The following is a 12,874-nucleotide window of genomic DNA, read 5'->3' as shown; positions in this document are numbered from 1 at the left end:
AATGCTTAATAAAGAATACAAATCGGCTATATTGATCTCGGTTGTACTGCATATTATTTTGTTTGTACTATTTTTAGGGGGAGCATGGTTTTCTGATGACGATAAAAAGCCAAAGCATCAAATGGTTGAGGCCGTAGTCATCGATCCTAAAGCGATTGAAAAGCAAGCGAAAAGTATTCGAGACCAACGTGATGCGGCTAAGAAGGCGGAGCAGCAACGGGTTGAAAAGCTTCGTCAACAAGCGGAACTATTAGAAAAGAATCGCAAAAAAGAAGAAGAGAGGCTGCGTAAGCTTCAAGAGCAAAAAGTGCAGCAAGAAAAGCAAGCACGAGAAGCGGAAAAACAGAAACAGCTAGCGGAAAAACAAAGACAAGAAGCACAAGAAAAAGCTCGAATAGAAAAGCAACGTGCGGCGAAAGCGGAAGCAGAACGTAAAGCGAAAGAAGCGGCGGCAGCCAAAGTAGCTGCAGAGAAAAAAGCGGCTGAACAGGCGAAAGCTGCAGCAGAAGCCAAAGCCGCTGCACAAGCTAAGGCCAAAGCGGATGCAAAAGCGAAAGCGGAAGCAGAAAAACGAGCGAAAGAAAAAGCACAACAAGAAGCGGCAGAAAAAGCTCGCTTAGCAAGAGAGAAAGAAGCACAGGAAGCGGCGCTCAATGATATTTTCTCTGGCTTAGAAGCAGAAAGTGCACAAATATCATCGGCACGACAAAAATACGTTGCTTCTGAGCTCGATCGTTATGGTGCGATTTATAAACAAATGATTCAGGAAAAACTACTGACGGAAGACTCTTTTAGAGGTAAGTCATGTAAAATTAACATCCGTTTAGTACAAACAGGTAGCGATGCTATTGTCAGTAAAGTGACACCTATTAATGGTGAGTCGGCTGTATGTTCAGCGGCAAAACGCGCAATAGCACAAGTGGGTAATTTCCCCATGTCGAAAGAACAAGATGTCGCCGACCAATTGAAGAACATCAATTTGGTTGTTGATCTGTAAATAAGGAATATTCAGTGATTAAACGATTTTTATTAGGATTATTTTGTATCACCATGGCTGTGAGTCAAACGGCCAATGCAGCATTGGAACTGGTGATCACAGAAGGGACCAATTCGGCCCGTCCTATTGGTGTTGTGCCATTTAAATGGGAAGGCTCAGGCAAGTTACCACAAGATGTGTCTGCGGTTATCGCATCGGATCTACAACGAAGTGGTAAGTTCAATCCAGTGGCGACGTCTAAGATGCCACAAACGCCGTACAATGATTCTGATATTGATTTCTCAGCGTGGAATAACCTAGGTGTTGATTCACTCGTGACAGGTAGTATTACACCAGCAGAAGATGGTCAATATGTGATTGAATATCAATTATCTGACATTGTGCGCGGCCAATTAACCAAGGGGCAAAATAAAGCGTTAAACGATAAAGGCCAATTAGTCTTATCGAAAGATTACTTATTATTTAGCAAGCGCGCAGTGGTTCCCGCTAAACGTTTACGTGAATATGCACACAGAATATCAGATCTCGTTTATGAAGAGTTAACTGGAGATAAAGGGGCGTTTTTAACTCGTATCGCTTATGTTGTGGTGAATAATAGCAGCAACTACCCATACGAATTAAGAATTGCAGACTACGATGGTTATAACGAGCGTTTAGTCCTTCGTTCTAAGCAACCATTAATGTCTCCAGCTTGGTCGCCAGATTCACGTAAACTTGCGTATGTGAGCTTCCAAACGGGTCGTGCACAGCTTTATATGATGGATATTTATACGGGGAAAACCGAGGTATTAACCGCTTTTCCTCGTCATAATGGCGCGCCAGAGTTTTCACCTGATGGTAAGAAACTAGCATTGGTTCTTTCTAAGACTGGTACGCTACAAGTGTATATCTTAGATTTAGAAACGCGTAAGTTGACTCAAGTTACCCACGATCGTGCTAATAATACTGAACCATTCTGGATGCCAGATGGTAAATCACTTATTTTTACATCGGATAGAGGTGGCTTGCCACAAATCTACAAGGTGGACTTGTCTAATAAATCGACTACTCGATTAACATGGCAAGGAAGTCAAAATCTTGGTGGGCAAATTACCCCTGATGGCCGATTCTTAATTATGGTGAATCGTGGTCAAGGTGGATTTAATATTGCAAAACAAGATTTAGAAACAGGAGCGGTTCAAGTGTTAACAAAAACACAGCTGGATGAGTCTCCAAGTATTGCACCAAATGGTAGTATGGTGATATATAGCTCTATGTATAATCGACAAAATGTTCTATCAATGGTTTCTATTGATGGTCGTTTTAAAGCTAGACTACCGGCAACCAATGGACGAGTGAAAGCTCCTGCTTGGTCACCATTTTTATAATAAAAGCAGTATTTAATCTAATAGATAGTTATTGACAATATAAGGAAGAAAAATATGCAACTTAATAAAATTCTAAAAGGGCTAGCAATTGCTCTACCTCTACTAACGGTAGCAGCTTGTAGTTCTAGTGATGATGCGGCAAATGCCTCTGATTCTCAAACAACTGCACAAGAAACAGCAGTTGCAACTCCAGTGGATGAGAGCACAGCACTATCTGAACAAGAGCAAATGGAACAACAACTTCGTGAAAACTCAACCGTTTTCTTCAAGTTCGATACGTCTGAAATTTCTTCTGAATACGAAGATATCCTAGCAGCTCACGCTAAATTCCTAAGCAGCATGCCTGATGTTAACGTGACTATCGAAGGTTATGCTGATGAGCGTGGTACACCTGAATACAACATCGCACTTGGCGAGCGTCGTGCTGAAGCAGTATCTAAGTACCTACAAGCACTAGGTGTTCAAGCTAGTCAAATCTCTATCGTGAGCTACGGTGAAGAGAAGCCTCTAGAAATGGGTCAAACTGAAGCGGCTTACTCTAAAAACCGTCGTGCAGTTGTCGTTTACTAATAGGCGATAATTATGTTTGGTAACTTAAAGCGAGTTATTACGCTTTCGTTACTAGTAAGTGCAGCAGGCCCAGTGCTTGCTGCATCTGCTCCAGTATCTGATCTCAATGACTCTCACATTTCATCTTCTGGTTCTTCAGAAACCAATGCTGAACGCCTGCAACGTTTGCTCGATAACAGCAACCGAGTACAAGCTCGCCTTCAACAACAAGTTGATAGTCAAGCGGCTGATCTCAGTAACCTACGTGGGACTATCGAACGTAATAACTACGATATGAAGCAAATGGTCGATCGCCAACGCCAATTATTTATTGAGCTTGATAAGCTTCGTACTGAAGTTAATGAGCTTAAAAAAAGTGGTGTATCAACCTCTACCACTGTTAAAACAAGTGGTGTTGCTGCATCTTCTGAAGTGATTAAAGCATCCGGTGATGAGCAAAGCGCTTATCAAGATGCCGTTGATATGATCTTAAAAGATCGTAACTACGATGGCGCAATTGTTGCGTTAAAAGATTTTCAAACCAAGTATCCAAACTCAGGCTATGCGGCCAACGCACATTATTGGTTAGGGCAACTGTATTTTGCGAAAAAGCAGGATGTAGACTCAGCGAAAAGCTTTGCCGCAGTAGTGAGTTATAAAGACTCCTCAAAACGTGCCGATGCTCTAGTGAAGTTGGGTGATATTGCCAAGCGTAATAATAACAATACCGCAGCGAATAAATATTACCAGCAAGTGATAAGTGAATATCCGAACTCATCAGCTGCAAAACTCGCGCAAAAGAATTTATAGCCTAAATTAAGCTTTCATATCGCTGATGACACTTAAGCCACCATGCTGTTTATAGTAACCAGAGTTATTATAATCAACAGGTGGCTTAATTATTTCTATCATGTGCCAATGTAATACCCAAGTCACTAGGGTATCGATACGCAGAAAAAGTCCGGTTTTAGTATTCCCCTTAATAGGTGTACAATAATCGAATTATTAAAACTGCGTAGAGTAAGAGCAATGGCGCATATCAACGATACAATCGATACCGTATATCCATTTCCCCCAAAACCGGTCGCTTTGACTGCAGAGCAACGTGAAAATTATATTCAAAAAATCAAAGCACTTCTGATAGAGAAAGACGCGGTACTGATCGCACACTATTACACCGATCCAGAGATCCAAGCACTCGCAGAAGAAACCGGCGGCTTTGTTGGTGATTCATTAGAAATGGCGAAATTTGGTAACCGTCATTCCGCTTCTACACTTATTATTGCCGGTGTTCGTTTTATGGGGGAATCAGCCAAGATCCTTACGCCAGAAAAACGCATTCTTATGCCAACACTTGAAGCAGAGTGTTCATTAGATCTAGGCTGCCCTGTTGATAAATTTACCGAATTTTGCGATGCCCACCCAGATCACACCGTCGTGGTTTATGCCAATACTTCAGCAGCAGTAAAAGCTCGCGCAGATTGGGTGGTGACCTCAAGTATTGCCAATGAAATCGTTGAGCACCTAGACTCAGAAGATAAGAAAATCATCTGGGGTCCAGATCGTCACCTAGGCTCATATATCAAAAAGAAAACCGGTGCTGATATGTTGTTATGGCAAGGGGAGTGCATCGTACATGATGAGTTCTCAGCCAAAGCACTGAAAGATATGAAAGCGCTGTATCCAGAAGCTGCGGTACTGGTTCACCCAGAATCACCAGCGAGCGTTGTAGAACTTGCTGACGCAGTAGGTTCAACCAGCCAATTGATTAAAGCTGCCAAAGAATTACCACATCAGAAAATGATCGTGGCAACCGACAAAGGCATTTTCTTTAAGATGCAGCAACTCGTGCCAGAAAAAGAACTAGTAGAAGCCCCAACAGCAGGTAATGGTGCAACATGTCGTAGCTGTGCACATTGTCCGTGGATGGCAATGAATGGCCTAAAAGCGATTGAAAGCGCATTATCAGAAGGTGGCAAAGATCATGAAATCTTTGTCGATGAAGACATTCGATTGAAGTCACTCATTCCACTAAACCGCATGCTCGATTTTGCCGAGTCGTTAAACCTGAAAGTGAAAGGGAATGCGTAAGTAAACGGGACTCGTTGTTCGGGCGCGTTGCTTCTCGTGGCTTGGAATAGAGCCGAGGAGCGGGGACGCTGCGCTCGAGAGCCGAAAAGCAAGGAAAGGTCGCATTTAGATTTTCCGGCAGAGGTTTAATGAGTAATGAGCGGTAGGAGATTCCGTATCTTCTTCGCTTAGGCTCATGTACGGAATAACGGTGTTTTTCTGTTTCGAGTTGCGTGTGGCGTGAACGCTTCGCTACGTGTAAAGCCAAATGAAATTAAACGTCATCCTGAAAAGTGACGTAAGATCGTAATTTAGGATCTCAGGCGGGTATCTGATGAGTAGTGTGGTAGGAGATTCTTTATCTTCTTCGTTTAGGCTCATGTACGGAATGACGATGTTTGGATTTTGAGTGGTGTGTAGCGTGAGCGCTTCGCTAAGTGTAAAAGCTAAAACTAATCAACCGTCATCCTGAAAAGCGACGTAGGAGCGCAGTTCAGGATCTCCTAACGTTTTCCCTATAACATTATAACGCACACAAATAAGGCCGATATAATCCAATATATCGGCCTTTCTTTGTTTTTTGCTCTAACACGTAACCCGAAGCGAAGCGTTCTCGGCTCTCGCAACAATCTTCTTCTATCCGAGCCACGAGAAGCAAAGCGCCCTAGCCACGAATACCGAAGCCTTAATGATTCGTATCTTGCGCCAACTGATTACCACGTAGCGTTAAACCACACAGCATGACAGGCATTGCATTATAGATCTCAGCAAACTCATCCAAGCCCGTTAACCCTTGGTCAGATAGCGTCATAATAGCCGTTTCTGGATCATAAAGCATACTTACAGACAGCAATACGCCACCTAGTAATGCGTTATCTTCACTGTCTTCAGGCATCAAGTTTTCCCAATCATCACGGCTAAGCTGCCAGCCTTGTAATAAGCCTTCAGCAAAGTCACGAACCGATTCAGTTACCACTTCTTCTTCATCCAACGCGTAGCCTTCAGGCCAGCTCCAGGTGCCTTCAAGCAAAGCAGGATGAATACGGTTCCATTCCGCAATAACAAGTTCAGCATATTGCTCAAACTGATCAGCAGTCTCAAAAGGAGCCGTTTCTTCACCCTCCCATAAGAACGGAAGCCATTCAGAAGGATCAAGCAAATGTGGTGCAGCCGCCATGGCAGTGATAAAGCCTTGTGTTTGTGCGGCATTTAATAATTTGTTTTCAAGCTCAGGTTGGTTTAACAGTTCATCTAACGTCACGGTATTTACCTATTCACAAATGATGAGGTAATGATAGCAAGCTCATAGATGAGAACATACCGTTATTAGAAAAGTTTAAAACTCTTTGATAAAAACCCAACAAAAAGGCTAGTGAATCCGTTTGTATTTATTGGAATATATAGTTTTATATACTGGTTTTAATTTTAAAATATAACAATAAAAACCACTAAATAAACATTAAATAGTTTTTAATGCTTTGATTTAACTGGGTGGGTGTGAATATAATCTTCCTAAAGTGAGAAGGGGAGTGAATCACGACTTAACTCATCAATTTTATTAGATTTTTACTCTTGATAGGTAGGTAAGCAAATGTCGTTTTCAGGTTCAGCCCGCTTTCGCCAAGCCGCAGCCGATATGTTTGCAATGGTAGTGTTTAGCTTTATTGCCGGCATGGCGATAGAGATCTTTGTATCAGGCATGTCTTTTCAACAATCACTAGCCTCAAGAACCTTATCGATTCCAGTAAATATTATCATCGCCATTCCTTATGGTTTATTTCGAGATTGGGTGCTACGTAAAAGCCAACATATCTCTATAAGTCGCTGGATGAAGAAACTGGCCGATATGTGTGCTTATGTGACGTTTCAGTCACCAGTTTATGCCATGATTTTATTAGTCGTTGGAGCAACTCCAAATCAAATCCTAACCGCAGTGATCAGCAACGCCATCGTCGCGGGTGGAATGGGGGTAGTGTATGGCGTGTTCTTAGATGCGTGTCGTAAGTGGTTTAGAGTACCGATGTACACATAAGGTCAGTGGTTGGATAACGAAATAAGTTAAATATTGACCACTTAACCACAAAACACCGGAAAAAGCCCCAAAGCGCTTGACCTTACCCAGCATAATCATTAAATTAGCGCCTCGTTAAGCAAAGCCTTAATAACAAAATTCGGTGAGTTGTCCGAGTGGCTGAAGGAGCACGCCTGGAAAGTGTGTGTACGGCAACGTACCGAGAGTTCGAATCTCTCACTCACCGCCACATTATAAAGGTCTGATTATTCAGGCCTTTTTTCATTTCTAGGCAGTGTGCTATTACCTCTAGGGGACAAAGTAGCAGACAATGAAGCCAAAAATATTACTTTATCAATCTTCTCGCCAATGTATTCATCGTATTTTAGAAGCATATCCTCAAAGCATTTACCAATTTAGCCCTAACTTCATTCGAGTTGTCATTCCATTTGCTAAAGGGTTTATTGACTCTCAAGAGACATTAAAACAAGCTACCCCGGAAGCTACCCCGGAAGCTACCCCGGAAGCTACCCCGGAAGCTACCCCGGAAGCTACCGATAAAGAGCAAAGCGTACTCAAATTTTGCCAAACCCCTAAAAGTAGGCAAGAAATACAACAATATTTAGGTTTAAGTGACAATGAGTACGTGAGAAAGTCGATAGTAAAACCATTGATTGATTCTGGTAAGTTGGCTTTAACTATTCCTGATAAACCAACCAGTCCAAAACAAAAGTTTATTACTGTGCAGACGGGACAATGATTTAGGCTTTACTTAAATTGTGTTTATTTGCCACCCAGTGCTTTGGGGTAAATGTTTTATGCCTCAAAGTGAGTTTCGACATTTTTCTACTAGCTAATCCTCAGCATCAGTTGACTTACTTTTCCTTATGCAACAAAGTGTGTTGGAGGAGGTGAAGCATCAATTTCCTCTGGCTCAACTAACTATACTCTCGGAGCTATAATGGAAATAGAATTCATTGTAAAAGAACTAAGTCGGTTATCAGATACTGTCGGCAATGGTTTGTTTGATGACGCCAAAGAAGGTGCTGAGAGCTTACATAGGCAAGTAGTTAGCGGCTTAGATAGAGACGCAACTTTTTTCAGAATAGTCTCTAACGTCGCTAGTATATTTATTGACGTTGGCCACATGCAACCATGCAATGACTCAACTGAGAAAGGGTTAAGTATTCTCAAGGACTATAAAGATGAAATAGTCGAACAAATAGGAGAAGACGCATATTTCTACAACCTCAGCAACGCTAAGTCCAACTTGATCGTTGAGAAAAATCCTTTTAATCATACATTCTCTACTATTGAGCAATTGATCGATATAAAAAGTGACCTCTGGAAAGCAATAAAGTCATGTCAGGATGTAATCAACCCGACTTATATTGTGAACCTAGGGAATTCGTTGAAACAACAATTCCGTATAGCAGAAGCAATAGAGTGCTATGACAAAGTAATCTCTCTAGGACTTGACATTCCACAGGCATGGGTTAATAGATCTGAAACACTTATGATGCTCAATCAGGTTTCGAATACATTTTCGATCCAAATGCTGGAACAAATAAAAGGTGGATATGAAAATGTGCTTAAATCACGAGAAATTCCGCCAATATGGGGCGAACATTACAAACGACAAGTCGCTTATCATCAGAAGAAAATAGACGAAGCCTGTAATGAAGCTGAGATTGCCCCTGATCTACATGACTCTGAAGCTACTAAAGCTGAATATGATTCTCTAAGTTGCTATCGACAGTTTTGTTTGGACAATCATTTGAGTTTGTCTGAGCATGGGCTGTACTGTGCTTGTGCAGGCAGCGCTAGAGACAATTTGACGATTCCCACTTTGGAAGGTGTTGTCGGAGATTTTGTTATTCCAATGGAAATGGTACTTAACCGCTTAAAATCAGAGTTTTCTTTTGCAAGGCATCTATATTTCGAATATGTAACTAAAGACAAAGATTACGATTTACTCCATGCCTCATGCTTCTCTGAGCTTTTTAATGATGAGTTACTAGGTATTGACGTTGAAAAACTAAGGACAGCATTTAGAGCATGCTTTGGAATTTTAGACAAAATAGGCATAGCTATTTGTGAACTGTTTGATCTATACCCTCCGAATGGAAAGGTATATTTCCAGAGCTTTTGGCAACTTGACAGCGATGACCGAAGAAATAAGTTTAATGAGCATAAGAGTGCAGGCCTGCTTGCATTATATAGCATTGCGACAGACTTAAATGATAGAAAAGGTGGTGAGTGGTCTTTCCTAAAGCAACTAAGAAATGACTTAGAGCATGAGTTTGTAGTTGTACATAACACCAACGGGCCTAGTGACATATATAATTCATATGATTTTATGGGAAATATCGTTCTCGTTGAAGAAGGACTATTTATCAATCACCTAGAGCGACTCTTGCAGTTAACAAGATCTGCTATATTCTCATTCGTGTTTGCAGTTCGCGATAAGGCCCTAAAACAAAAAGATGATTCGTATGTATATCTTCCTAACAGTATTCATCGTAAAGATTACAATTAACAAATCATATCTCAAGTGTTTAACAAAAGTTTATTGAAAGATGAAAATTATTAAAGAATATATACAGTCAGATGGTAAAAAACTGAGACTTAGTGAAGAGGCTGTCACGCATGTCTATGAAGGTAACTTTGTAGTAAGAACTCAGCAAGGTGATAACAATATGACTGTTCTGAGAGGTGGTTTACATTCTTGTAGTGGATGGAACACCTTTAGAAATAATTATTGCAAAGAACTTTCTCACTTACACTTTTTCAACAGTAACATTCACAAATACTGGTATTACGCTAGAGAGCTTAGCAATGGAGTTATCACGTTAAGGTTACCCAGAGACTTATTTTCGGGTAAAGCAGCTAAAATAACAATGTATCCAGACGATTATTATAAATCTGGCTACCTATGGAAAACTCTTTTCCCTAAGCATTATGATAGAAATGCTGTCATCGAGGCAATTGATGAGGCATTAGAGAATGAAGATATAACTCAACGAAGTAATGGTCATAATGGTCAGATCATAGGTTACATCAATAATGATGAACCAATGAAAACTATGAAAATAGTTATTCAGTTCAAAGGAACGGAAATTAAATCAGCCTTCCCTGCATGGACTCAACCAAATAATGGTAACGTGGGAAAACCTTTCTCTCACTATGATAATATAGGATTTCTAATATCTCAATCCACTGAGTATTTTGAAGATAATTATGATTTACAAAATGAAGTGAAAATTTCAGTTTTCGGAGAGAAAACTTCTCCTGATCATCTTCCAGATTACACACCAATAATTTTTACAAGACGATCAAAAATAAATGGAAAAGTCAAAGCTAGTGAGTGGATTGAGTCCAGAAGGAAAGAGCTTTCATCGATAAGGTTAGATGATAAAGATAATGATAGACTATACGAGTATATTAATGACCACACTATATTAAAATATTATCCAGAAATAACATCTGGTGCATATTCAACCGCACTGGATTTTATTGTCGGAGACGAATGCTTTCACAACTCTTTTCAAATAGTTCAAAATATAGTCGACGGTATGTATTATCTTCTTTATAGCAATCAGAAAGAAAGACTAATTAAAACCATTTGTAATTTGCTTGAAAACATGGTGACGCACACCAACTTTGATCAATTGCTAAAAAAGAAAATCATGTCGACAGTCATTTTGATTGTCACTTATCTAAACGACTCAGAGCTATCCTACAAATTCATTCTAGCACTTTCAACTTCACCGATTAGACGTGAAGCATATCTTGAATATAACTTAAATTCTATACACAAAAAGAAACTACAAATTCCTACAGAAACATACCCAGTAGAATTGGACTTTATAGATAATCCTAACCTAGACCTCCAACTAGAATATAAGGATTTTATTGAATTTCTTAAAGAACTTTATAGTGAAACATATACTTTAAATTTTGATGAGGAAATGCTAGATAACTTACTAAATGATGTAATTGACAATCAAGAGAAGAACTACAGATTTTTAATAAATGATGCATTAAAATACTTCAGTAAGGAAGATTTCTTATCATTGTCACATCATATTGATAAAATATTAAGCTCTGCTCAAAAATATGAGCTTGGCGATTCATCTCAATTAATTGAAAGTTGTGGGTTGATATTAAGAGATTATTGTAGGATTCAATTTGCACATAGGCAAAGAATAAATGCAAGATATCTAAAATACAATGATTATGTTTCTGTTATATCTATTGATTATATAGATCATAACTTACTATATGGAAAAATCCTCAAGCATGAGCGTATATCAAATCACTTGAACCTAACTAGATTTACAGATGGTATGTTAGAATTTGCTCTAAAAACAGAAGACAAAAACTTCGAAACGGATATTAATAACTTCAAGGCTCGTATAGGTAAAGAAAAACCACCTTTGCCAGAGATTATGTAGCTTATTCATATCGGGTAATACAACTAATTGAGCATAATAAAATAAAACAGCACAGGCTTTGTGCTTCTTGAGATTATGACTCATCTGCTCTAAATCTTTAGCTTAGTGAATTCATTAGGGGCAGGTCTTACCTTTTACCGATAGGAGTTTGCCATACTTGAATTAATCTATCTTTTGCTAATTTAGAAAAGTCGTTGACTCAGTTTTGTCCAAAAAACACTTTAAAGCTATACGTTGAACTTACTCTTGTAGTGCCATAAATTGTAGAAAATAGGTTAAACTGGTGCTGGTGAATTTTAAACGCCTTTCATAAGTAAAGGCGATCTATACTGTGATCTGGTAGATAACGTTCTGTAAGCTTATCGGTCTTGTTAGACAATAAAATAACCGGTTAAAAAACTTGCAACCATTACGATTGGGACAATGATGTTAAATTTCGTTTCATAGCTCATAAATCCTCCTGTTGTATAATTGATGATTAGTTAAATAGTTCTTTTGATTTTAGCGTCTCATAGTAGAAATGTCATCTCCTAGGAAAGGTTTAGAGTTTTAATGTTATGCTAAAGGTGATTGTTAGAATGAACATATTTATTAAGTAATACGTTAGGTAATAGGAGCCTATTACCATTATTAACTTATCAAGTAATAACAACCACTTAAAATCTTAAGTCGAAGACCTCACTCACCGCCACATTTAGAGCCCTAGCAGAAATGCTGGGGCTTTTTTACTATGTAGACCTCTATATTTTCTTTATCTCCCATCGCCATATCCAATTGAGTCATATATCATTATAAACAAATGACTTACCTCTGGTTTTCTTATGTCCCAAACGATTGCTGTTTATAACGAAAACGCAGCTCAATTTGTTGAGCAATATGACTCCGTTACCTTTGAATCGGTTCATAAGTCTTGGCAAGAGTATTGGCCTCAATCTGGCTATAACGTTTTAGATATTGGTGCTGGTTCTGGGCGTGACTCACGTTGGTTTGTGAGTCAAGGTTGTTCCGTCGTGGCAGTAGAGCCTTGCGATAATCTACGTCAGCTAGGAAAACAAAACTCACCAGATTCGATTCAATGGTTTGGAGACTACCTACCAGATTTAGTCGGTGTTGAGGCATTGTCTCGTCAATTTGATTTGATTTTATTATCTGCGGTTTGGATGCATATTCCGGTTGAACTACGTCCGGCTTCATTAAAGGCTTTAGCTGAACAATTAAACGCTCAAGGTAAGATCGTGATTACACTGCGTCATGGTGACTTTGATGATGGGCGAGAAGGCTACGATGTGTCGATTAAAGAAATTGAAAAATTAGCTAATCAAGTAGGTTTGGTGATATGCCAACAATCCGGTTCTGATGATGTATTGCAACGGAACTCAGTGATTTGGGAAACGGTTATTTTAAGTAAGCTAAAGTAGAATTA

11 protein-coding genes and 1 tRNA gene are annotated in these 12,874 nt (G+C 39.5%); 11 read left to right on the top strand and 1 reads right to left on the bottom strand.

Annotated elements, in window-relative coordinates:
- Nucleotide 1 precedes the first annotated feature (1 nt).
- The 5 genes from tolA to nadA all read left to right on the top strand — a co-directional run bounded on the left by tolA (nt 2) and on the right by nadA (nt 5,004).
- Nucleotides 2-997 carry a cell envelope integrity protein TolA gene (gene tolA, locus ACN0T8_RS02405; RefSeq protein WP_417879067.1) on the top strand — a complete coding sequence of 332 codons (996 nt, stop codon included), beginning with the start codon at nt 2-4 and terminating at the stop codon, nt 995-997.
- A 53-nt stretch (nt 998-1,050) separates the two neighbouring features.
- Nucleotides 1,051-2,364 (top strand): Tol-Pal system beta propeller repeat protein TolB, encoded by a 1,314-nt coding sequence (tolB, locus tag ACN0T8_RS02400; RefSeq protein ID WP_417879484.1) that lies wholly within the window; start codon nt 1,051-1,053, stop codon nt 2,362-2,364.
- 54 nt (nt 2,365-2,418) lie between these two features.
- Nucleotides 2,419-2,934: a peptidoglycan-associated lipoprotein Pal gene (gene pal, locus ACN0T8_RS02395; RefSeq protein WP_417879066.1), complete on the top strand. Its 516-nt coding sequence runs from the start codon at nt 2,419-2,421 to the stop codon at nt 2,932-2,934.
- Between the two features lie 12 nt (nt 2,935-2,946).
- On the top strand, nt 2,947-3,723 hold the full coding sequence (gene ybgF / locus ACN0T8_RS02390) for a tol-pal system protein YbgF (RefSeq protein ID WP_417879065.1): 777 nt from the start codon (nt 2,947-2,949) through the stop codon (nt 3,721-3,723).
- 219 nt (nt 3,724-3,942) lie between these two features.
- Complete coding sequence (gene nadA / locus ACN0T8_RS02385) at nt 3,943-5,004, top strand: quinolinate synthase NadA (RefSeq protein WP_417879064.1); 1,062 nt, start codon at nt 3,943-3,945, stop codon at nt 5,002-5,004.
- 664 nt (nt 5,005-5,668) lie between these two features.
- On the opposite strand, the gene ACN0T8_RS02380 is transcribed toward nadA, so the two are convergent.
- Nucleotides 5,669-6,244, bottom strand: coding sequence for a UPF0149 family protein (locus ACN0T8_RS02380; RefSeq protein ID WP_417879063.1), 576 nt, complete (start codon nt 6,242-6,244; stop codon nt 5,669-5,671).
- Between the two features lie 330 nt (nt 6,245-6,574).
- Between ACN0T8_RS02380 and ACN0T8_RS02375 the strand changes: the two genes are divergently transcribed.
- From ACN0T8_RS02375 to ACN0T8_RS02350, 6 genes are all read left to right on the top strand, one after another.
- Complete coding sequence (locus tag ACN0T8_RS02375) at nt 6,575-7,015, top strand: L-alanine exporter AlaE (RefSeq protein WP_417879062.1); 441 nt, start codon at nt 6,575-6,577, stop codon at nt 7,013-7,015.
- Nucleotides 7,016-7,156: 141 nt separating this feature from the next.
- Nucleotides 7,157-7,244 (top strand) — tRNA-Ser (locus ACN0T8_RS02370).
- A gap of 81 nt (nt 7,245-7,325) precedes the next feature.
- Nucleotides 7,326-7,754, top strand: a complete 429-nt coding sequence (locus ACN0T8_RS02365) for a Fic family protein (protein ID WP_417879061.1) — start codon at nt 7,326-7,328, stop codon at nt 7,752-7,754.
- 201 nt (nt 7,755-7,955) lie between these two features.
- Nucleotides 7,956-9,533 carry an LA2681 family HEPN domain-containing protein gene (locus tag ACN0T8_RS02360; RefSeq protein WP_417879060.1) on the top strand — a complete coding sequence of 526 codons (1,578 nt, stop codon included), beginning with the start codon at nt 7,956-7,958 and terminating at the stop codon, nt 9,531-9,533.
- Between the two features lie 40 nt (nt 9,534-9,573).
- Nucleotides 9,574-11,451 (top strand): hypothetical protein, encoded by a 1,878-nt coding sequence (locus ACN0T8_RS02355; RefSeq protein WP_417879059.1) that lies wholly within the window; start codon nt 9,574-9,576, stop codon nt 11,449-11,451.
- 821 nt (nt 11,452-12,272) lie between these two features.
- Nucleotides 12,273-12,869, top strand: coding sequence for a class I SAM-dependent methyltransferase (locus tag ACN0T8_RS02350; RefSeq protein WP_417879058.1), 597 nt, complete (start codon nt 12,273-12,275; stop codon nt 12,867-12,869).
- Nucleotides 12,870-12,874 lie beyond the last annotated feature (5 nt).

This window comes from Vibrio sp., from assembly GCF_048266485.1.
GTDB lineage: Bacteria > Pseudomonadota > Gammaproteobacteria > Enterobacterales > Vibrionaceae > Vibrio.
Note: the sequence above shows the minus strand (reverse complement) of the source record. Positions and strands in the feature narration are given on the sequence as shown.